Genomic DNA, 22,597 nt, shown 5'->3' on the forward strand with positions numbered 1-22,597 from the left:
AGAATTTTCTTAAAATTAACAATATTACAAATGGAGTGACTTTATTATGACAAGATTAGCAGTAGCCGGAGCAACAGGATTAGTAGGAACAAAAATGTTAGAAACATTGGATCGTAAGAATATTCCTTTCGATGAATTAGTACTCTTTTCTTCAGCGCGTTCAGCGGGTAAGGAAGTAGAATTCCAAGGACAAACATATACTGTTCAAGAGTTAACAGATGAAGCAGCAAGTGAACACTTCGACTACGTGTTAATGAGTGCTGGTGGAGGTACAAGTGAACATTTCGCCCCACTATTTGAACAAGCAGGTGCTATCGTCATTGATAACTCTAGTCAATGGAGAATGACCGAAGATGTAGATTTAATTGTTCCCGAAGTGAATGAACCTAAACTAACTCGTGGCATTATTGCTAATCCTAACTGTTCAACAATTCAATCCGTAGTGCCACTTAAAATTTTACAAGATGCATATGGCTTAAAACGTGTTGCTTATACAACATATCAAGCAGTTTCAGGCTCAGGTATCAAGGGTAAAAGAGATTTATCTGAGGGGCCTAATGGAAAAGCTCCTGAAGCGTACCCTCACCCTATTTATAATAATGTGTTACCACATATTGATGTTTTTCTTGAAAATGGCTACACCAAAGAAGAGCAAAAAATGATTGATGAAACAAGAAAAATTTTAAACGATAAAGACCTGAAAGTTACAGCTACTTGTGTACGTGTACCAGTGCAAGACAGTCACAGCATTGAAATTGACGTTACTTTAGATAGAGAAGCTAACGTTAAAGATATCCAAAACCTTTTCGACCAAGATAGCAGAGTTGTACTTGTAGATAATCCTGAAAACAATGAATACCCATTAGCAATTCACTCTACAGGTAAAGACGAAGTCTTTGTAGGCCGTATTCGTAGAGATGATTCATTAGATAACACTTTCCATGTATGGTGTACATCAGACAACTTACTTAAAGGTGCGGCATTAAACGCAGTTCAAGTATTAGAGCAAGTTTTAACTATGAAAGGAGAACGAAAATATGACACACATGTTTGAAGGCGTTGGCGTAGCTCTAGCTACACCATTTACTAATAATGAAATTGATTTTGACGCATTAGAAAGACATGTAAAATTTTTATTAGAAAATAACACACAAGCGATTATAGTTAATGGAACAACAGCTGAAAGCCCTACTTTAACAGATCAAGAAAAAGAACAAGTACTTGAAACTGTAATTAAATTAGTTGATAAACGTGTACCTATCATTGCTGGAACTGGTACGAATAATACTCAGAAATCAATTGAAGCCTCTAAAAGAGCTAAAGAAATTGGTGCTGATGCAGTGATGCTTATTACGCCCTATTATAATAAAACAAACCAACGAGGATTAATTAAACACTTTGAGACTATCGCAAATGAAGTAAAATTACCGGTTGTACTTTATAACGTACCATCACGGACGAATATGACGATTGAAGCAGAAACTGTTGAAACATTAAGTCACAACCCTTACATTGTTGCACTTAAAGATGCGACGAATGACTTTGATTATATGGAAGAAGTTAAAAAACGCATTAATGAAGATGAATTTGCATTATATAGTGGCAATGATGACAATGTTGTTGAATTCTATCAACGTGGAGGTAAAGGTGTTATCTCAGTTATTGCAAATGTTATCCCTCAAGAATTTCAAGATTTATACGATGCTAAACAAAGTGGAGAAAATATTTCAAGTCAATTTGAACCTATTGGGCAATTATTAGACTCATTATCTGTGGATGTTAACCCTATTCCTATTAAAGCACTAACGGCACATTTAGGTTTTGGTAATTATGAATTAAGATTACCACTTATCCCATTAGATGACGCAGAGCGTAATGTATTAGAGCAAGCTTATGATCAGTTTAAAGCAGGTGAACATTAATGAAGATTTTACTTATAGGCTATGGAGCGATGAATCAACGAGTTGCTAGACTAGCTGAAGAAAAAAATCATGAGATTGTAGGAGTCATAGATAGAACTCCTAAAGATTCAACACCATACAAGCATTACAATAGTATAGTTGAAGCTCAAGACGTTGCTGATGTAGTGATTGACTTTTCAAACCCTGAATTATTAATACCATTACTAGATGAGTCATTCAATTTACCGTTAGTTATTGCTACAACTGGTGAGAAAGATACGCTCATTCAAAAGCTACAAACATTAGGTCAACATATGCCTGTATTCTTTAGTGCAAATATGAGTTATGGTATACACGCCCTTACTAAGATTTTAGAAACTGCCGTACCCCTACTACAAGATTTTGACATTGAATTAACTGAGGCTCATCACAATAAGAAAGTAGATGCTCCTAGTGGTACATTAGTTAAATTGTATGATGTGATCAAAGAACTTAGAGACCAAGTAACGCCAGTATATGATCGTCATGAGAATACTGAGAAACGTACGAAAGATGAAATTGGTATTCATGCTGTGCGTGGAGGAACAATCGTTGGTGAACATGATATTTTATTCGCTGGCACAGATGAGACAATCACTATTTCTCATAAAGCACAATCTAAAGACATTTTTGCAAATGGTGCCATTGGTGCCGCTGAAAAGTTAATTCATAAAGAAAATGGATATTATACTTTTGATAATTTATAAAAGTAAACAAAGGAGAGGTTTAAATTATGGTACAACATTTATCAGCTCAAGAGATTATTCAATATATCAGTGATGCAAAAAAATCTACACCTTTAAAAGTTTATGCGAATGGTAATTTTGAAGGCGTAACTTTCCCAGAAAGTTTTAAAGTATTTGGATCAGAACATTCTAAAGTTATCTTTTGTGAAGCGGATGACTGGAAACCCTTCTATGAAGAAAATCAAACAAAAATTGAAGATTTAGAAATTGAAATGGATCGACGTAATTCAGCGATTCCGCTTAAAGACTTAACAAACACAAACGCACGTATTGAACCAGGTGCATTCATTCGTGAACAAGCGATTATTGAAGATGGTGCTGTAGTTATGATGGGCGCAACAATAAATATTGGTGCGGTAGTTGGTGAAGGTACAATGGTTGATATGAACGCAACGCTTGGTGGTCGTGCAACAACTGGTAAGAATGTACATGTTGGTGCAGGTGCTGTATTAGCTGGAGTAATTGAGCCCCCTAGCGCCTCTCCAGTGATAATCGAAGATAATGTCTTAATTGGTGCTAATGCAGTTATTCTTGAAGGCGTTCGCGTTGGCGAAGGTGCTATTGTTGCTGCGGGTGCTATTGTAACTCAAGATGTTCCAGCTGGTGCTGTTGTAGCAGGTACCCCTGCTAAAGTAATTAAACAAACATCTGAAGTTGAAGACTCTAAACGTGAAATTGTCTCAGCTTTAAGAAAGTTAAATGATTAATAGCTTGTATGTTTTAATCATTTTCATATAAATGAATGTTAAAGGTTGAAGCAAATGATGATGTTGAACACTCTTATATGTAGGTTCGCACGTTTGTTTCACCTTTTTATTATAACTAAGTAAAAAAGCGTCATCATTACATAATGAATTAAAACAATTTCATATAAGGGATGATTAATATGAGTGAATTAGAATTTGTAACAAAACATAGAAGACATTTACATCAATATCCAGAATTAAGTTTACATGAGTTCGAAACAACGAAGTATATTAAAGAATTTCTTGATAATTTAGGCGTTGAATATGATTGCCCTCTTGAAACCGGAGCAATAGCGTATTTAGAAGGTCAAAGTAATCATACGATAGCATTTCGTGCTGATATCGATGCTTTACCAATATTTGAGGAAAATGATATCGACTATCGAAGTAAAACGGACAATGTGATGCATGCATGTGGTCATGATGGTCATACAACAGCATTAATGTTATTTGTAAAACGTTGCAAAGCGATGGCGGATAAAGGTGAACTTCCCCACAATGTTGTGTTTATCTTTCAGCCTGCTGAAGAAACTGGTGGTGGTGCTAATCGCTTAATTAGAGCAGGCGCCTTTGAAAAGTACCCTATCGAAGCAGTATTTGGTATTCATGTGAACCCGTTCGCTGAAGAAGGTAAAGTAGTGATTCGTGATGAAGAAATCACTGCAAGTGCGACTGAGTATCGCTTTTATTTAAATGGTTTATCAAGTCATGTGGCTGATAAAGAGCAAGGTCATTCATGTGGTGAAGCGTTACAACATGTCTTAGCACAAGTAGGACAAATACAACAGTACCATCTTAATGGTTTAAAACGTAATATAGTTCATATGGGACATTTTGAAGCTGGTGAAGCTATAAATACAGTACCGAGTCATGGTTATCTTGAAGGTACAATACGCACGTATGATGTAGATGACTTAACTGTGGTTAAACAACAAATGTATAAAATAGCAGAAAGTGTCCAATTACTATTTAATGTAGATTGCCAAGTAAAATTTGAAGAAGGCTATCCTCCTACTATGAATAGTCCTGAACTTCGGAAAAGTGTAGAACAAGCCTTAAATAAGGCTAATCTAGAAGTCATTGATAAACCTACCCCATTCTTATTTGGAGAAGATTTTAGTTTTTATGGACAACAATTAGCTCCTGCATATTTTGTATTTGTAGGCACTCAGAATAAAGCTAAAGGTTATGTTACAGGTTTGCATACCTCTCATTTAAATTTTGATGAAAAGATTTTAATTGATGTAGCAAATTATTATGAAGAATTATTAAGAAATTACAAAGAGGTGTAAGTCAATTGACAGCAATTTGGTCAGTAGATACAGAAGTGTTTTATCAGAATGCTGTAAAAGTTAGAAATGAACAATCAATAATGGCAGTAGTAAAAAATAATGCTTATCATTATGGATTAGAATTTTCAGTTAAAGAGTTTTTAAAAGCAGGCATTCAAACATTTAGTACAACATCATTAAAAGAAGCTATCCGTGTGAGAGAAATCGCACCTCATGCAACTATATTTCTAATGAATGCTGTGTATGAATTTGATACAGTAAGAGAGTATGAAATTCATATGACACTACCCTCTTTAACTTATTATTATGAACACAAAGAGGATTTAAGAAATATACATGTGCATTTAGAATTTGAAAATCTTTTACATCGCTCAGGTTTCAAAGATTTAGAAGAGTTGCATGAAGTTTTAGAAGATCATGCTCAAAATAAAAGTGATAACAAAATGATTATTTCTGGTATATGGACTCACTTTGGATATGCTGATGAGTTCGATGTTCCAGAGTATGATATTGAGAGACAGGCATGGTTAAATGTTCTAAATACTTTGTTGGGTGAAGGTTACTCATTTGATATGATACATGCACAAAATAGTGCAAGTTTTTATCGTGAAGGTCAAGTAGTCCTACCTCACCATACCCATGCACGTGTAGGTATTGCACTTTATGGTTCTAGACCTTATAGCAAATTAAAAGAATCTGAAATTCAACAATCCTTGACAGTTAAAGGTAATGTGATTCAAGTTCGTGAAGTTAATGCTGGAGATTATTGCGGATATAGCTTCGCTTATGAAGCTACTAAGAATCAAACACAATTGGCAGTGGTTGATATTGGGTATGGAGATGGCATCCTCAAATCCAGAGCTCAACATGAGGCGATTATTAATGGTAAACGTTATCCGATTAGAGCGCTAATGATGAGTCATATGTTTGTTGAAGTGGATGATGAAGTTCATGCACAAGATGAAGTAGTATTATATAATAACGATATACGCATCGATGAATTTACTTTTAAAGGTGTGGGCGCAAACTCTGAACAATTAAGCGCTATGAATCATGATTCTCTAATAAAGGAGTACATATAAATGGTAGTCAAATATAATGAGTATGGCGAATTAACAATGGGAGGTACAAGTTTAAAGACTGTAGCTCAAAGCTTTGGTACCCCTACTATCGTATATGATGAAGATCAAATTCGTAATCAAATGCGCAGATATCATAGTGCATTTGAGAAAAGTGGTTTAAAATATAATATTTCTTATGCTTCTAAAGCATTTACTTGTATTCAAATGGTTAAATTAGTGCAAGAAGAAGATTTACAATTAGATGTGGTGTCTGAAGGAGAACTTTATACTGCTCTAGAAGCTGGTTTTGATGCAAACCGTATTCACTTTCACGGTAATAATAAAACTAAGCGAGAAATTCAATACGCATTAGAAAATAATATCGGGTACTTTGTTATAGATGCATTAGAAGAAATTGATTTAATTGATAAATATGCAAGTGATGAAGTGAATATCGTATTACGTGTTAATCCTGGCGTGGAAGCACATACACACGAATTTATACAAACTGGTCAAGAAGATAGTAAGTTTGGTCTATCAATTAAACATGGATTAGCTTTAGAAGCGATTAATAAAGTAAAAGCTTCTAAACACTTACAATTAAAAGGAGTTCACTTCCATGTAGGGTCTCAGATTGAAGGTACCGAAGCTATGATAGAAACTGCTAAGCTTGTGCTTCATTGGTTATCTGAAAATGAAATCAAAGTAGAATTACTTAATTTAGGTGGCGGTTTCGGTATCAAATATGTTGAAGGTGATGAAAGTTTCCCTATTGAAGAAGGCATTGCAGAAATTGCTGATGCAATTAAAGAAACTGCTCATTCACTTAATTATGAAGTGCCTGAAATTGGTATAGAGCCTGGTCGTTCAATTGTTGGTGAAGCAGGAATTACTTTATATGAGGTCGGTACTATAAAGGAAATACCTGAAGTGAATAAATATGTTTCAGTTGATGGAGGTATGAGCGATCATATCCGTACAGCCTTATATGATGCTAAATATCAAGCGTTATTAGTTAATCGTAATGAGGAAGCAGATGATACTGTGACGATTGCAGGTAAACTATGTGAATCCGGTGATATTATCATTAAAAAAGCTAAGTTACCCTCCTCTATTAAGCGTGGAGACTATTTAGCAATTTTATCAACTGGTGCATATCATTATTCAATGGCATCAAATTATAATCAAATGCAGAAGCCATCAGTATTCTTCTTAAAAGATGGAAAAGCACGTGAAGTGATAAAGCGTCAGTCACTAAGACAATTAATAATTAATGATACGAAATGATAGTAAAAATGAGCAAGCGAAACTCACCTACTATAGTATAATTTTAATTTAATGAAAGATGAATTTTAAAACGCCTTGGATAGATGTTGTCTCAACATTTCCAAGGCGTTTTAAGTTCTATTGAAATGAACAAGATTTAAAATTGAATTTTCCTGAATATCGTAATTGCTAAAACATAAAAAATAATTATATAAACAACAGTAATAGTGCTCATTGCTAATAAGCTGAAAATGAAATCTTTATCGGTATTTAAATTTGTAAAATTTGAAGGAAAAAACTTGATTTTATTAATATTGTCTGTAAGCTTTATGACTACATAACATAAAATCATACTGATTATAGTTATCCCAGAATTAAATTTTACAGAAAAAATAACTACATAAAAGATTAAGAATAAATCTGTTAAAAAGATTCCAAGAAGATTTAAGATTAGAGTTTGATTTAATTTATAGTTATTTAACATAAAAGAATGAGAGGAGTATTGATGGTTGTTAACATAAAACAAATAAACTACTAACGTTGATAATAGTAAAATGGATAAGAATATAAAATAACTAGAAATAATAGATGTTAATTTAGAATTAAAAATTTTGTAACGACTTTGATCCTTGTAAAATAAAAGTCTTCCGGTGCTAATTTCGCTATAAAATAGTAATGAAGCTAAATATCCCACAATTATAAGTGATATCATTGCTTTTTGCTGGGTGTCATATATTGCGATAAATAGTTCTAAAAAGCTTACGCTATTTGTTTGAGTTGCTGATAATGAAAGGAAATTACTATTAAGTAATTCAGCTAGAAATATCAAAAGAGGATAAAGTCCGATGAGGTAAAGCAACCAAGTTGCACGAATTTTTGAAATATATAAGAAGTTAAATTTAAACATAATATTACCTACTCTTTATAGAAATATGAAGATAAGAGATTGTCATTACTCTCTATTTTAATTAAGGGATTTTTACCTACTAATTCAAGTAAATTTGTAAGATTTACTTCTTCATCCTTATTAATAATTGTTATTAGATTGTCCTCTATACTTTTGATGAATTTGAAATTAGCTTTTAGTTCCGAAGCATTGCTAATAGAATTCTTGAATATTAACTTTTGAGTGATTATTTTATTCTGTAAGTCAATTTCTTTAATTTTACTGTTTTCTAATAATAGAAATCTATCACAAAGACCTTCTAATTCTTTTAACTGATGGCTAGATATTAAAAATAAAGTGTTTTTTTCTTTTGAAAACTTTTCAATTATATTGTTTAATTCTCTCACGCCTAACGGATCTAGACCTAAAAATGGCTCATCTAATACAGCTACTTTTGGTTGAGTAATTAAACATATAGCTAAACAAAGCCTTTGTTGCATTCCATACGAATAATTTTTCACTTTCTTTCCATTATTTTCTAAATCTACTATATTAAGTATTGATTGAATTTCGTTCATATAGCTAATCTTATTATTAATCTTTAGATAATTTTCAATATTTTGCCTTGCATTTAGCTCAGGATAATATATTTGTCCTATCATGAACGAATCATAGTGTGAGAGTTATGTATATCCATATTGTTGAAATAAACATTTCCTTTAGATGGTAATTGAGTTTTAGCTATAAGTTTCATTAATGTTGATTTTCCAGCCCCATTTGAACCTATAAGCCCCACCTTCTCAACTGCAGATAATTTGAAATTTACATCACATAATACTTCTTTTTTCTTAAAAGATTTATATACATTTTTAAATTCTAGCATTATTTTCACCTCTTTTATGTTTAATAAAAACTACAATCAATTGAGGCATTAAGTAAACAAAAAATAAGAAAATTATCTGAGATAATTCAAGCATATTAAGTAGGTATTATTATAAAACTTAATATAATAGAAAGATTCAGCGATAAATATTCGGAATATTCAGATATCTTCAAGTATGCTATTATACCTATGCTTATATTTAATACAATTACACTAATGATAATGATGCTTATTGATATGAATAAATTAATCAGCTTAAAATTTTCAATTTTAAGATTTACCATTTAATGAAACGACCACGGTAACCAAAATAAAAACGACCAATTGAAACTTGTAATAATTTAAAAGGATTTGGCATAATATTGTCTCCTTTCTCCTACTAATCACTTAAATTATAAAAAAATGGATTAATAAATCAATAAAAAATATATTGCAGACTATATTATTGTAAAGAAGTTTTGTTTCTTTTTGTGCATAAAAAAAGAAAGAAATTAACATCAATTTCTTTCTGAGCTACTGTATGTATTGATATAAAAAAACACCCTACATCTTGGTAAGGTGTTAGTTAAAGTCAATAATTATAATCTATTTATTATAGTTTAACAACGTTTGCAGCTTGAGGACCGCGATCGCCTTCAACTACTTCAAATTCAACTGATTGACCTTCTTCTAATGATTTGTAACCATCTTGGTTGATTGCTGAGAAATGTACGAATACGTCGTTTTCTCCTTCAACTTCGATGAAGCCGAAACCTTTTTCAGCGTTAAACCATTTAACTGTACCTTGTTTCATATTTCTGAAACCTCCAAGACTAAATTCTTTCAATATGCGTTATTCGCATATTACAAAAAATACGTGTGCTTATATGTATGATAAATCCAAATATTCTTTGCAATATGGAATAAAACAATTGCTTAATAATCATTATAGTTTAGTCATAGCTAAATTGCAATACAATTATAGAAAATTATCATTTAATCAATTTTTGGAAGATTAAAATAAACCTCATTATTTTTTAAAATAATAAAACTATAAAATATTTGTAAATCTTCATCGCAATCTTCGCAAAAATTTAAGTCACAGTTGTTATAGAAAGCATAAATGTTATGTTTACCTACTACATAATTATCGAAACAATCCTTACAGTCTTGAAGAAGTTTTGTGTATTTTTCAAGCATTTCTTCGTATGTGTTGAAGTTTAGTGTTTCGATAACTCTTTCAGGCCAATCACTAAATAGCCACCAACCTTCGTAGTCAGCTCTCATTTTTGCAACTGTCCACATGTTTAAAATCCCCTTCCACGGTTAAACCTTTAAACTTAATTGTAACTTTTCAGAATTCAAAATCAAGTTTCAAGGCTCATACTTTTGGCCGATAAATCATATAGCAAATATTAGTTTTTTACAACTAAAGTACGTATAATGAAGTTATGAGGTGATATTATGGAACGTAAACATATTCAAATTTTTGGAACTGTTCAAGGTGTGGGCTTCAGATATTATACTGAACGCATTGCTAACCAATATCACATTAAAGGTACAGTCCAAAATGTTGACGATTATGTAGAAATATATGCTCAAGGTGAAGATAAGGAATTAGAACAATTTATTCAATCTGTAATTAAAGGTGCTTCACCTGCGTCATCAGTATCCGATTATAATATTAAAAATCTAGATATTGATGACTCATTAACAGAATTTAAAACTATATAGACTTTAATATAAAGGAAGATGACATTTGAGATATAACATTTCACGTTTATTTGGAGTGTTAGTAGGCATACCAGTAGCATTTATTGTTTGGATGGTTACTGTTTTCGCATGGGATTTATCATTCCTGATTGATGCTATCGTTGGTGCAGGTGGTTTTCTATTATCGTACTTCCCTACTCAAAGGCTTACTTCACGCAAATATCTTAATGAAATCGGATTGTCACGTAGAGATTATAGATATGTTAGAACTCAGCTTAATCAAGCTCAATTAAAAATTAGAACTATTTTAAAATCATTTATGAACATCAGATCTATAAAAGATTTTAGACAAGTTAATGATATTTACCGTATATCACGTTCTATATATACAAGTATCAAACAACGTCCGGGTATGTTTTTCAAAGTAGAGGGTTTCTTCTATTCTCATCTAGATAATGCTCTGAATCTAGTAGATTCTTATACTCGCCTTTCAAGGATGCCACGTAAATCAAAAGAAGAAAAACAAAAACTAGAACAGACGCGTATTACTCTAGATGAAGTTAAACGTACACTAATTGCTGATTTAAAAAGATTAAATGAAGAAGATTATGAACGATTAGATGTTGAAATGGAATTAAACAAATTAGAACAAGAACGTCGCAAAGATGTATAAGAGAAATGGAGAGATGAATGAGATGACGCATAAAATTAATAGCAATCAATCACATCCACTCGATCAATATATTGAAGATAATACAAATACTAATCCTACAGTAGCTCAAGACTTCAACCCTCAATTTAGTGATGAGGACAAGAAAAAAATAGAAACAATTAGTCAACAAATAAAGCTTTTAGACCATGATGGCTTATTACAGTTTGGTACTAACTTACAACAAAGTATGTCTCAATTTTCACATCAAATGCTAGATGAAGTTCAATCTAAAGATATGGGGCCTGTTGGAGATTCATTAAGTCAATTAATGGGCAAATTAAAGTCAGTTAATCCTAATGATTTAGATCCAAATAAACAATCTAAACTTAAACGTATATTTAGAAGAACAAAAGTTTCAATTAATGAAGTCTTTTCAAGAATGCAATCAGTAAGCTCTCAAATTGATCGTATTACGATTCAACTAGACAAACATAAAGGGAATCTAACTAAAGATGTTGAATTATTAGACGGTTTATATGATCAAAATAAAAAATACTTTGACGATGTAACTTTATATATTGCTGCTGCACAACGTAAGAAACAACAGATTCAATCTGAAACAATACCTGAACTACAAGAGAAAGCTCATAACTCAGGAAATCAAATGGATATTCAAGCTGTGGCGGATATGGAACAATTTGTAGATCGTTTAGATAAACGTATTTATGACTTACAATTGTCTAGACAAATTGCTATTCAAACAGCTCCACAAATTCGTATGATTCAAAACGTGAATCAAGCATTAGCTGAAAAAATTCAAAGTTCAATTCTCACAAGTATTCCTTTATGGAAAAATCAAATGGCAATTGCCTTAACCTTAATGAGACAACGTAATGCAGTTTCAGCACAGCGTGCCGTAACAGATACTACAAATGATTTACTCACTCAAAATGCTTCAATGTTAAAGCAAAACGCTATTGAAACTGCCACTGAAAATGAGCGTGGCATCGTTGATATTGAGACTCTGAAAACAACTCAAAATGACATTATAGAAACAATTGAACAGACATTACAAATCCAACAAGATGGTCGTCAAAAGCGACAAGCAGCTGAAAAAGAGCTTAATGGCTTAGAAAACGACTTGAAGCAACATCTATTGTCAATGAGAAAAGAATAATAATTGAAAAAGGCACTCGTATTCTTTAGTGATGGTTAAAATCACTTATGGTACGAGTGCCTTTATATATATTTAAGTTTTAGTTGTTATTATCTTCTTTTTGATAAACTATAAAATCTTGTTTAACGAAATATGAAATAATATAACCAAAGATGGTTGCTATTACCGCGATTGGAAACCATTCAAGTGAATGCTGTTTAAGTGGTAAATGGTCTATAAATGAAATTTTAAACCATCCTTGAGTAGTAATAAGACTTAATATAGATTCTATTGCAACAATAAGCAATGGAATTTGTTGCGCAATTGGTTTCGTCGGTATAAATCGAGCCACTAATATTAGTAAAACAACTGTTATAGCTATTGGATATACAATACTTAATACAGGTACTGACATAGATATAACTGAATTTAATCCTTGATTGGCTATGATAAAGCTTATTAATGTAAATAATATTACATAAACTTTATAAGAAATTTTAGGGAAAACTCTGTGGAAATATTGACTTACTGAAACAATAAGACCACAAGCTGTAGTTATACAAGCTAATGCAACGATAATTCCTAATAAATATTTACCGAAGGTACCAAATCCCTTCGCAGCCATAGTAGTTAGTAAGTATGTACCAATATTTTGATCATTAGCAGTGAGTTCTTTCATCTTTCCTGAAGTAATATGCATATGATTTCCAATAAATCCTAATGAAATATATATAAAGATTAAAGCTGTAGCAGCAATAAGTCCTGCAATCACTGTTTGCTTAAATATTTTATCAGAATGTTTAATTCCGGTAGCTTTAATAGCGTTAACAACAATCATTGAAAATGCAATTGCAGCGATTGCATCCATTGTTAAATAACCTTGAGTAAACCCTTGTGAAAAACCGGAAAAACTTGAATGGAATAATTTTGTATTACCTTCTCCGGGAGCATTACTTCCAAAGTCTATAAATCCTTTTATAATCATAGCTAATATAGTTATTAATAACAATGGAGTTAACAATGAACCAATGCGATCTATCATTTTATTAGGATTAAGACATAAATAAAGCACAATTAAGAAGTAAATAATAGTGAAAATTAATAATGCTATATTCCCATTAGTATTAGCGATTGGCGTGACAGTCATTTCAAATGAAGTCGAAGCTGTACGCGGAATCGCGAACAAAGGTCCTATTGTTAAATAGATAACAATTAAAAAGATTAAAGAGAATTTTGGTGAAATTTTATTAAAAGCACCGATATATCCTTGATGATCTAGTGCCCCAACAACGACACCTAGTAATGGTAAACCAATACCAGTTAGTGCGAATGCGAGTATAGCTGGCCAAAGGAAATGTCCACTATCAAGGCCTAGATTCGTTGGAAAAATAAGGTTCCCTGCGCCAAAAAACATAGCGAACAAAGTAAAACCTATAATCCAAGTGTTTTTATTCATAATGCTGCTCCTTTTTATCTAATAATGCAACATTAAACATTCTATCATAATCAGGAATTATAAGTCTATATAATTTCAGAAAATTTAAAAACTTATACAAATTTAATTGGTAATTATTTAAAATATATGGTTGAATGCCATTTATCAACTATTAAATACATACAATTAATTTTGATGTTTAATTAGTGTGATTATTAAAATGATTTAAGTAAAAGTTTCTTCAATAATGGAGATAAAAGGCTTGGTAAGTGTTCAACGCCTTCTACAAATATTGAGAATTGTCCATAAATATTATGAATCGTTTGTTCAATATCTTCAGTAATAGCTTCTTGACTCAGAAATACATTAAAGACTTCAATACCAAATTTACGAGCAGTTTCTACGGCTTCATACGTATCTATGATGCCATCTTGGCTATAGTTAAATGCAGATGGTTCTCCATCCGAAAATACAATTAAAAAACGTTGTTGATGACTACGTTGTAGTAGTCTTTCACTAGCTATCCGAATAGCTACACCATCACGATTATCATCTTGAGGTTCTAAAGACATGATACGTGGGCCTTCTTTTTCAAAAATTGAATAATTATAATTGATAATTTCATCTATAATATTTGGTTGTTCACGATCATCTGCTTCGAATGCATCCTCATTAAAAGCTAAAATTTCGTGTTTAATGTTTAACGATTTCAAAGTTTCATGGAATAGTACAACGCCCTTAATGGTCTCATCCATTTTATCGTGCATGCTTGCAGACGCATCAACTAACAATGTGAACGTTGCATCAAATGTTTTACTTAAATCCTGCTTTTTATAAAATAATTTATATTGATCATCGATAAACCAATTGATTAAATCTTTTTGAAGACGCCCTTTAGTTAGATTATGACGTTCATCTTGATGCTCTCTATCGATTGTCTTTTTAATGATTTGAATAAGATCCTTGATTTCAAATTGAACATCATTTTTAGAATGTTGATAGTCTAAAATATGTTGCGGTTGGATGTTTGGAACCTTCCATTCAACTTTTACATTTTTATTAATTCCTTCTAGTGCAAATGCTTGATTCTGACCTATGAAACCACCTTCATCATGGTCTAAAGTGTTCTGAGAGCCCTTGCCTTTCTTAGTCATCATATCTGTTATATCGTCTGTGGAATCCCCTTCACGAGCAGTATCATTATCAGCTATCACTTCGCTGTTTTCTCCCTCGTGAAGTTCCATCTCTAAGTAAGCGCCACCTTTAGTTTCGCTATCCGCTGCTTTAGTTTCAGCTTCAGCTGTTTCAGCATCTTCTTCAGATTGATGTTTATCGTTACCATCTGTATTACTCGCGTCAGTTCTTTTCAAGTCCTCAAAGGTGGTTGCTTGAATGTCTTCATACAGTTTTTGAGGTAAATAATAATATTCATTTAACATATCTTCTTTAAGCAAATCATCTACCTGATACATCATACGTTCAGCCAGATACATGTTATCTTCTGAGGTTTTGTTTTGGAAAATATTTGGCAAATACTGATACATATTCACTAGTACATCATCAAATGTCGGATGAATTGATGGTACGTCATAGAAGTTTTGACTAAGAAAAGCACGTTCTAAATTGAGAAATAGCAAATCAGTGAATACAGTTTTAGTTTTATAAACATTAATTTGTGAATCAGTAAAAGCTAACCGAGTATCCAAGCGTAGATCTATATACTTAGCAGTGCTAGGACGTTCTTTTCGAATAAGTTCGAGAATACGTACATCTTCAAGTAACTTAAATAATTGATGGAAAAATTTAGTATGATGAAAATCATCATTATGTAAAACATGATTAACAATGTCTATATCTATATGTTGATATCCATATGCAGCGAGTAAAACATCAGTTTTTAAGCCGGCTTGCTCAATGTGATGCGGACGGTGTGACCAAAACCAACTTGTGATTAGGGTATTGCTGAAAGGATTGTAAAAAGGAAACTTTTGTATTTTCACTTGTGTTTGTTCATCTTTTAATAATAGACGAGCTAAGTCTTGTAACATCATTACCTGCTTAGCATCTAACTGTTCATCGTTGAATTTTATAAAACGATCACTCATAAGTATCCCTCTTTAAAAATTTAACTCAATCGCATTAATAATTGCTTGTTGTTCACGCTCATCTTCTAATTTATCGATAATTGTTCTTTTAATTGCACGTTCGATTGGAATCACTGTAGCTAAATCACTTAAATCTATGAGGACACGAATACTAGCAGCTTCCTCAGAAAATTGTCCTTGTTTAGTCATTGTTCTTAAGTCCTCATTAAATTTAATGATTTGTTCAATTACTTTGTCATCCTGTAATCGACTTTGTTCTTTTATAACAGTCTTTAAAATATGTCCATCTATATAATCTACTTCTATAACGATAAAACGGTTTTTAAGTGCCTCATTCATTGGTAATGTGCCTACGTAACCTTCATTAATTGCTGCTATCACATTGAAGCCAGGTGCAGCTTTAATGACCTCACCTGTATATGGATTAGTAATTTGACGGCGATAGTCTAAGACACCATTAAGAATCGGAAGCGTTTCTGGTTTAGCCATATTAATTTCATCGATATATAAAATATGTCCTTGTTTCATAGCTTTAATTACAGGCCCATCAATGAAGACAATTTCTTGTTGCCCCTCTTCGTTAGTTTGAATTGTCTTAAATCCAAGCAAACTTTCAGTATCTAAATCGACAGAACAGTTAACCTGATGCATTGGACGTCTAACTTCATCGCTTAACGTTTCAGCAAGTTTTGTTTTTCCTGAACCTGTAGGTCCCTTAAGTAAAATATTTTTATTTAATTCAAATAGAACTTTCGCATCTTTAAATACTGATTCATCAGAATTTTTATAAATTGATTTAGTCATAATTTCCCGTCCTTTATGTATAAAAAGAGACTAAGACAATTAAGTCATTATTGACCTGTCTTAGTCTTATTAATAATTAAATACACGTACTGTTACTTTACGTAATAAAACTTAAACTTCTTTGAAGTAATCTTTATAATAGCCACCTACTAAACCAGAATTATCAACGATTTGATAATACTCTTCGGTTTCATTAACAACATCATATTGTTTACCTACAGTCAGCATATCAGCAACTGTAAATTTCTTCGCATCTGTATTCGTAACTTCTACCTTTTTAATAGGTGTACGTTCTTTCCAAGTTTCATGTAACATTGTATAACCTTCCTCTATTTAAAATGATTTACTTTTCAAGGGTGAAAATAAATGAAATACCACTACTTTCGGTGATTCTTAACGATTCAGATTCTTCTTGTTCCAAGGTTTGATACGGTATTCCTATTTCATCTAATTGTTCTTTGGCTTGAACAAATTCATTTCGGTGATGTGTAGAAAATTCAACTTGTTCAACTGGTCCATACTCTGAAAGTTGTATTTCCTCATGTGCTTGGTATAGGTGTAATTCTCCGCCTAAGCCACCTTCTCCAATTTTGAAAACTTGGATATTTTCATTAGCATCTTCACTTGGTAGATATTCAGCAAATAAATCTAATCCAAATACTCTCGTTAAAATTGATGTAGTGATTGATAATTCATTGACTTTAAGAATAACTGGTCCTAAACCTTGAATTTGGTGAAGAGGATTTACAGAACTATCAAAAGATGGCATACCTAGCCCGACTCCAGTATTGTGTTCATTGGAGTAGATATCATAAGTTTGATGATTATCATCTTCAAAACTAAAATGTTTATTGCCATTGAGTTCAGTAAATGAGCTATAATTAATATTATGATTTGAAAGTATGTTTTGATATTCATCTAGCCCTAAATCAGATGGTGTACGTAGTCCTATGCTATCAATATGTTGATTGCTATAGTCCTTATTAGAAATTTCAACAAAGTGAATGCGAGTACCTGGACTTAAGTTAGCATCTCCAAATCTTAAAGCATTTTCATTTTTATCGGAATATTGTAATCCTAGAATATTTCCAAAAAGTTCTTTCGTTTTAGACAGGTCACTTGTTCCTATAGTGACACTTCTAAGTCCGCTCATAAACTGACACCCCTAGTTTTTGTCTTTACAATCCTTATTATAACGTATTTTAATGCGAATGAATATGATGAACCCTCATTCTATATGAGTTAATTTATGATTCAGTATTGTCATTAATTTGAAAGTTATCATTTCGCATTGGATAAAATATTTGTATATATTAAAATATAATAAATGACATGTATAAGGAGGCGTACATATGTCTAATTTGTGGATAATATTTGCGATTACAGTTTTAATAGCTGTTTATTCAGGTATACAAGTATTTACTAATTTAAATAATAAGCAGAAGTCTAGTTTTAAATATTTCACAATTGCATTTATTGTTTGTGTCATTCTTGCAATTATTGAAATCATATTCCTAGCTCGATAATTAATAATAGCGTCCTAACCTATTTGGTTAGGACGTTTGATTTTGATCTAATTTAGAAAAGATGATGAGATTGAGTATGAATAAAATGATAATGTATATTAACGTCCATAAAGTTAGTAATAAAAGCACATCATAATTGGGGTTGTCAGAATGATACAACTTTATTAAATCACCTATTGGTGGTATAAGCCATAAAATATATTTTATAAATGGATAGGATTGTATTAAAATCGGACGTAATATACTTACCACTCCAATTAGACTAATAAGCAACCACATGTATTTTTTAGAAATCACATTAAGATTTTTAATTAAAGTGGAAATTAAAATACATATCATACATACAATAAGATGCAAAAATATGGCTAATACACCCTGTTTAAAATAAATGTGATTTTTGAAACTACCTAATAGTAACGGATATATTATTGAAAATACAATTAATACACAATTAATTAAAAATATAAATAACCATTTAACTATGAGATATTTGAGTTTAGATTCTAGTTGTATAAATAATAAGTATTTTTCATTTAATGACTCTAAATTTAATATATTTAATGTTAACCAACATGTAATGATAAATAATCCTAAACAGCTAGATGCATAGCTAGATAATATAGGTTGTTCATTATATAAATATTGAAGAATAATCCAAATTACAAAAATCATCATTGGAGGTATAAATTGGTATGAGCGCAAGTAATTTTTAAACTGATATTGTATAAAAGCAATCAAAAGTGGATCACATCCTTAATTTCAATGATCTCGCACTGATGAGTAATTAATTGCATTAGCAATTCATTTAAATGTTGCTGATGCGTTTTTATATACACCTTATTGTTTTCAGTATAGATGTTTGTGATATTTTTATAATTAGTTAAGCGTTTAGTAATATTTGAATCATAGTTAATTACTATAACTTTAGCAGCAGTATTAGAAAGATTATTTTCTACTTTGAGATTACGAAATTTACCGGTCTCAATATTCAACGTATGAGTGATGATATGGTTGTGATGATGAAATTCATGAGAAGTCATGATAACAGTAGCAGATAATTTTAACTCAGCTAAATATTTTAATAGAAAATCTGTTGTCTCTTGATCTAATCCAGAAAATGGTTCATCTAATATATATATGTCTGCACTTTTAGTGAGGCATTGTATAATATTTACTTTCTGCTTAGTACCTTTAGAACAGTCTTTTAATTTACGATTTAAAAATGGAGTAAGATTTAAATGTTCGATAAAATAATGAACTTGCTTTCTTGACTGTTTATATGAGTTAAATTTTGATAAGAATCTCAAATATTCCCTGATAGTTAAATTTAAGTTTCCAGGAAAAACATCTATTGCATAACTGACACTTCCCGAAATGAATAATGATCCTTCATAATGATTAATTAATCCAGTAATTATTTTTAAAGTGATACTTTTTCCAGAACCATTATGTCCCTCGATTAAAGTTATTGAATTCTTAGGAATATTGAAATTTATATTATGGATAATCATATGATTATTTATCTTCTTAGTTATATGATGCCCTTCTATTATGTTATAAGACATATTAAACTCCCAATAATTGTGACTTATCTTTATTTCTATATATCTTAGCATTAATCATAATAAACTTAATCATACTTAAGTTATATTCAAGTAAAAAATACAACGACGTTTAACGACGTTGTACAACCAAAAAAAGTATGCAATTTAATTAGAAATATCCCTCAATGGCTTTATACATTACAGGACGTTCCCCTATTTTTTCAACAATATTTACAAAAATTAAATCATTTAATAACTTTCTTGTTGTTTGACTCGTAGTATTTAAATATTTTGAAAGCTCTTGTACCGTTATATAATCCTCTGAAGAAAAATATTGAATTTGAGCAAGAATGAACATTATAATTTTATGTTTTTCAGATAAAGTTGTTAGTTTAGAGTCTCCATTAATTTTTTTGTTAGCGTAGTCTAATTGAGTTTTTTTAATTTCTAAATCTTCAATTAAATTTTCTTGCCCCTCTTTTATAAAGCTTAAAAAGTTGTTAATAAAGTAATTGAGTTCGCCTTTATTTATTACACTATTCGTTTTGTCAAACATATCATAGTATGTTTTTTTATTATTTTCTATCATGCTTGATAGTGAAATTGCTGTTAACTCATCATATTCTTTGCTTAAGTACAAACTATTCATAAAGCGTGATGTACGTCCATTTCCATCGTAAAACGGATGAATATAACCAAAATAATAATGTGATATAGCAATTTTTATAATAGGAATGATTCTATTAGGCATATTTAAGAAATTTAATAATGATTGCATGTGATTTACAATTTTACTATGCGGAGTAATACCTTCATGAATAACTTTATTTGTAGAGGTAACAACACTCACTGAATTATTTCTAAATAACTCGCCATCGGGTTCATCTTCAGGATTGACTTCTTCATCTGCAATCATCTCATAAATTGTCTTAATATCTTTTGGTACTTCAGGAAGGTTATTTTTCCCATGTAGTATACCAAAATAAGAATTTAACATATTTTTAAACCTTATATCTTTTTTAGGATTTGCCTTAAATTCTCTCATACTTCGCACAATTTCTTGTTTATTACTTTTAATACCTTCTATTTGATTAGTGGAATACAATTCATTAACGATGATATCTTGGTGTAGTGACTCAGTAGCTACATTCGGTAAGTTGTTCGTTAATTTCATTAAATTCGAGTTATTCTTTTCAATCGAAGAAACTAAATTTATTATTTCTGATGTAGGAACATAATATAAATTAAAGTATTCATTATGTTTATAGGGCTTAATTTTAAGATCTAAAACTTCCAAATTAGGTGATTCTAATCTTTTCTGATATTCGTTCTCATGATCTTTAGGAAACTTATAAAAATATTTATACATTAACTCCAAAATGATCACCTCATAAGTTATAGTTTCATATAATTCTATCGCTTAAATTAGTCTGATACTATAATTATATTTTGAAATGCTAAACTTTTATTCTATGTTGAAGTAAAACTCGAAATGAAATATAAAATAGCTAAAAAAAATACAACGGTGTCAAACACCGTTGTATGAGTATTAATAGATTGTATTAAGTTCAGAATTATGATTCTAGTAGTAAATCTTCTGGATTTTCAATTAATTCTTTGATTGTTTTTAAGAATCCAACTGCTTCTTTACCATCAATGATTCTGTGGTCATAGCTTAACGCTAAGTACATCATTGGACGATTTTCGATAGTATCTTTGTCAATTGCAATTGGTCGAGTAATGATTGAGTGCATACCTAAGATAGCAGCTTGGCTACCGTTGATAATTGGTGTACTCATCATTGAACCGAAGATTCCACCATTAGTGATAGTAAATGAACCATTAACCATATCGTCTAGGCCTAATTTTTTATCACGTGCTTTAACTGCTAAGTTCGCAATTTCTTGTTCAATTTCAGCAAAGTTTTTCTTATCACAATCTCTAACGAATGGTACTAATAAACCATCATCAGTAGATACGGCAATACCGATATCATAGAATTGTTTTGTAATCATATCTTCGCCGTCAATTTCAGCGTTAACTTCTGGATATTTCTTAAGCGCTGCGACTGCTGCTTTAGTGAAGAATGACATGAAACCAAGTTTAGTACCGTCATGATCCTTCATAAATTGTTCTTTTTTACGTTTACGTAATTCCATAACATTAGTCATGTCAACTTCATTGAATGTAGTTAACATTGCTGTTTGGTTTGACACTTCTAATAATTTTTTAGCAGCAGTTTTCTTACGACGAGACATTTTCTCACGTATAACTGGCTTAGACGGATTATCGTTAGATTTTTTAGAGCCACTATTTTGTGATTTGCTTTCGCTTTGAGATGGTTGGCTAGCTTGTTTTTGACTGTTATCAACGTCGTCTTTTCTTAAAACGTCATTTCCTTTACCAGAAACTTCGCTTAAATTAACACCGTTTTCGCGTGCATGACGACGAGCAGAAGGTGTAGCATTTACACGTTGATTACTGCTATCTTGGTCGTCTAGTTTATTATCTGAAGATGATTGTGATTGTTGTGATTTATCTTGAGATTCGCTAGCATCTTTAGATTCTTCTTTTTGTGGAGTTTCATTTGAAGAACCACTTGATGCGTTGCCACTGCCTTCACCAACTACGGCTACAGCTTGACCTACTTCAACTGTATCTCCTTCTTCAGCTAATTGTTCAGATAGTACGCCTGCTTCCTCTGAAACTACTTCAACGTTAACTTTATCTGTTTCTAATTCTAAGATAGCTTCACCTTTATCGACGCTATCTCCAACGTTTTTTAACCATTCTGCAATGGTACCTTCTGTGATTGATTCAGCTAATTCTGGAACTTTTACCTCTGGCATACTTTATTTCCCCC

Annotated in this window: 22 protein-coding genes and 1 pseudogene; 11 read left to right on the forward strand and 12 right to left on the reverse strand. The window is 31.3% G+C overall.

Annotation, left to right across the window (positions count from 1 at the left end):
* The first annotated feature begins 46 nt into the window (after window positions 1-46).
* The 7 genes from HMPREF2642_RS09300 to lysA all read left to right on the forward strand — a co-directional run bounded on the left by HMPREF2642_RS09300 (window position 47) and on the right by lysA (window position 7,072).
* A complete protein-coding gene (locus HMPREF2642_RS09300) occupies window positions 47-1,054 on the forward strand; it encodes an aspartate-semialdehyde dehydrogenase (protein WP_070597806.1) in 1,008 nt (335 codons plus the stop codon).
* Window positions 1,038-1,922, forward strand: coding sequence for a 4-hydroxy-tetrahydrodipicolinate synthase (dapA, locus tag HMPREF2642_RS09305; RefSeq protein WP_002433548.1), 885 nt, complete (start codon window positions 1,038-1,040; stop codon window positions 1,920-1,922). The genes HMPREF2642_RS09300 and dapA overlap by 17 nt, the downstream gene beginning before the upstream one ends.
* Window positions 1,922-2,647: a 4-hydroxy-tetrahydrodipicolinate reductase gene (gene dapB, locus HMPREF2642_RS09310; protein ID WP_049428630.1), complete on the forward strand. Its 726-nt coding sequence runs from the start codon at window positions 1,922-1,924 to the stop codon at window positions 2,645-2,647. The genes dapA and dapB overlap by 1 nt, the downstream gene beginning before the upstream one ends.
* A 26-nt stretch (window positions 2,648-2,673) precedes the next feature.
* Window positions 2,674-3,393, forward strand: a complete 720-nt coding sequence (dapD, locus tag HMPREF2642_RS09315) for a 2,3,4,5-tetrahydropyridine-2,6-dicarboxylate N-acetyltransferase (protein ID WP_037549025.1) — start codon at window positions 2,674-2,676, stop codon at window positions 3,391-3,393.
* A 179-nt stretch (window positions 3,394-3,572) separates the two neighbouring features.
* A complete protein-coding gene (locus HMPREF2642_RS09320) occupies window positions 3,573-4,724 on the forward strand; it encodes an amidohydrolase (RefSeq protein WP_049428632.1) in 1,152 nt (383 codons plus the stop codon).
* 5 nt (window positions 4,725-4,729) lie between these two features.
* The gene (locus tag HMPREF2642_RS09325; RefSeq protein WP_002453220.1) at window positions 4,730-5,806 is read left to right on the forward strand and encodes an alanine racemase; all 1,077 of its coding nucleotides are present in this window, start codon (window positions 4,730-4,732) and stop codon (window positions 5,804-5,806) included.
* Window positions 5,807-7,072 carry a diaminopimelate decarboxylase gene (lysA, locus tag HMPREF2642_RS09330; protein ID WP_002453221.1) on the forward strand — a complete coding sequence of 422 codons (1,266 nt, stop codon included), beginning with the start codon at window positions 5,807-5,809 and terminating at the stop codon, window positions 7,070-7,072. It abuts the gene before it with no gap.
* Window positions 7,073-7,208: 136 nt separating this feature from the next.
* On the opposite strand, the gene HMPREF2642_RS09335 is transcribed toward lysA, so the two are convergent.
* The 4 genes and pseudogenes from HMPREF2642_RS09335 to msaA form a co-directional block, all read right to left on the reverse strand.
* A complete protein-coding gene (locus HMPREF2642_RS09335) occupies window positions 7,209-7,958 on the reverse strand; it encodes an ABC transporter permease (protein WP_049428635.1) in 750 nt (249 codons plus the stop codon).
* 8 nt (window positions 7,959-7,966) lie between these two features.
* Window positions 7,967-8,820, reverse strand: a pseudogene (locus HMPREF2642_RS09340) (ATP-binding cassette domain-containing protein).
* Window positions 8,821-9,412: 592 nt separating this feature from the next.
* Window positions 9,413-9,613 (reverse strand): cold shock protein CspA, encoded by a 201-nt coding sequence (gene cspA / locus HMPREF2642_RS09345; RefSeq protein WP_002433901.1) that lies wholly within the window; start codon window positions 9,611-9,613, stop codon window positions 9,413-9,415.
* Between the two features lie 182 nt (window positions 9,614-9,795).
* The gene (gene msaA / locus HMPREF2642_RS09350; RefSeq protein WP_002433682.1) at window positions 9,796-10,104 is read right to left on the reverse strand and encodes a regulatory protein MsaA; all 309 of its coding nucleotides are present in this window, start codon (window positions 10,102-10,104) and stop codon (window positions 9,796-9,798) included.
* A gap of 159 nt (window positions 10,105-10,263) precedes the next feature.
* Here msaA and HMPREF2642_RS09355 point away from each other — a divergent pair, with 159 nt between their 5' ends.
* Genes HMPREF2642_RS09355 through HMPREF2642_RS09365 form a run of 3 tightly spaced genes read left to right on the forward strand, consistent with a single transcriptional unit; the run spans window position 10,264 to window position 12,341 of the window.
* The gene (locus HMPREF2642_RS09355) at window positions 10,264-10,533 is read left to right on the forward strand and encodes an acylphosphatase (RefSeq protein ID WP_049428637.1); all 270 of its coding nucleotides are present in this window, start codon (window positions 10,264-10,266) and stop codon (window positions 10,531-10,533) included.
* 25 nt (window positions 10,534-10,558) lie between these two features.
* The gene (locus tag HMPREF2642_RS09360; protein ID WP_023350290.1) at window positions 10,559-11,185 is read left to right on the forward strand and encodes a 5-bromo-4-chloroindolyl phosphate hydrolysis family protein; all 627 of its coding nucleotides are present in this window, start codon (window positions 10,559-10,561) and stop codon (window positions 11,183-11,185) included.
* 22 nt (window positions 11,186-11,207) lie between these two features.
* Window positions 11,208-12,341 (forward strand): toxic anion resistance protein, encoded by a 1,134-nt coding sequence (locus HMPREF2642_RS09365; RefSeq protein WP_070597877.1) that lies wholly within the window; start codon window positions 11,208-11,210, stop codon window positions 12,339-12,341.
* Between the two features lie 79 nt (window positions 12,342-12,420).
* On the opposite strand, the gene brnQ is transcribed toward HMPREF2642_RS09365, so the two are convergent.
* The 5 genes from brnQ to HMPREF2642_RS09390 form a co-directional block, all read right to left on the reverse strand.
* On the reverse strand, window positions 12,421-13,776 hold the full coding sequence (gene brnQ / locus HMPREF2642_RS09370; protein ID WP_049428639.1) for a branched-chain amino acid-like transporter carrier protein BrnQ3: 1,356 nt from the start codon (window positions 13,774-13,776) through the stop codon (window positions 12,421-12,423).
* 194 nt (window positions 13,777-13,970) lie between these two features.
* Entirely contained in the window at window positions 13,971-15,860 is a 1,890-nt protein-coding gene (locus HMPREF2642_RS09375; protein WP_049428640.1) for a vWA domain-containing protein, read from the reverse strand.
* A gap of 12 nt (window positions 15,861-15,872) precedes the next feature.
* Window positions 15,873-16,664, reverse strand: a complete 792-nt coding sequence (locus tag HMPREF2642_RS09380) for an ATP-binding protein (RefSeq protein ID WP_070597807.1) — start codon at window positions 16,662-16,664, stop codon at window positions 15,873-15,875.
* Window positions 16,665-16,775: 111 nt separating this feature from the next.
* On the reverse strand, window positions 16,776-16,979 hold the full coding sequence (locus tag HMPREF2642_RS09385) for a DUF6501 family protein (RefSeq protein WP_002453229.1): 204 nt from the start codon (window positions 16,977-16,979) through the stop codon (window positions 16,776-16,778).
* A gap of 28 nt (window positions 16,980-17,007) precedes the next feature.
* Complete coding sequence (locus tag HMPREF2642_RS09390) at window positions 17,008-17,817, reverse strand: VOC family protein (RefSeq protein ID WP_049428645.1); 810 nt, start codon at window positions 17,815-17,817, stop codon at window positions 17,008-17,010.
* A gap of 199 nt (window positions 17,818-18,016) precedes the next feature.
* On the opposite strand from HMPREF2642_RS09390, the gene HMPREF2642_RS09395 reads away from it, so the two are divergent.
* On the forward strand, window positions 18,017-18,190 hold the full coding sequence (locus HMPREF2642_RS09395; RefSeq protein ID WP_002433919.1) for a hypothetical protein: 174 nt from the start codon (window positions 18,017-18,019) through the stop codon (window positions 18,188-18,190).
* 734 nt (window positions 18,191-18,924) lie between these two features.
* Here the strand turns inward: HMPREF2642_RS09395 and HMPREF2642_RS09405 are convergent.
* The 3 genes from HMPREF2642_RS09405 to sucB all read right to left on the reverse strand — a co-directional run bounded on the left by HMPREF2642_RS09405 (window position 18,925) and on the right by sucB (window position 22,583).
* Window positions 18,925-19,755 carry an ATP-binding cassette domain-containing protein gene (locus HMPREF2642_RS09405; RefSeq protein WP_070597808.1) on the reverse strand — a complete coding sequence of 277 codons (831 nt, stop codon included), beginning with the start codon at window positions 19,753-19,755 and terminating at the stop codon, window positions 18,925-18,927.
* A gap of 148 nt (window positions 19,756-19,903) precedes the next feature.
* Window positions 19,904-21,103 carry a Fic family protein gene (locus tag HMPREF2642_RS09410; RefSeq protein ID WP_228116333.1) on the reverse strand — a complete coding sequence of 400 codons (1,200 nt, stop codon included), beginning with the start codon at window positions 21,101-21,103 and terminating at the stop codon, window positions 19,904-19,906.
* Between the two features lie 205 nt (window positions 21,104-21,308).
* A complete protein-coding gene (gene sucB, locus HMPREF2642_RS09415) occupies window positions 21,309-22,583 on the reverse strand; it encodes a dihydrolipoyllysine-residue succinyltransferase (protein WP_049428653.1) in 1,275 nt (424 codons plus the stop codon).
* Window positions 22,584-22,597 lie beyond the last annotated feature (14 nt).

Origin of the sequence: Staphylococcus sp. HMSC055A09 (assembly GCF_001809655.1) — a bacterium.
GTDB lineage: Bacteria > Bacillota > Bacilli > Staphylococcales > Staphylococcaceae > Staphylococcus > Staphylococcus capitis.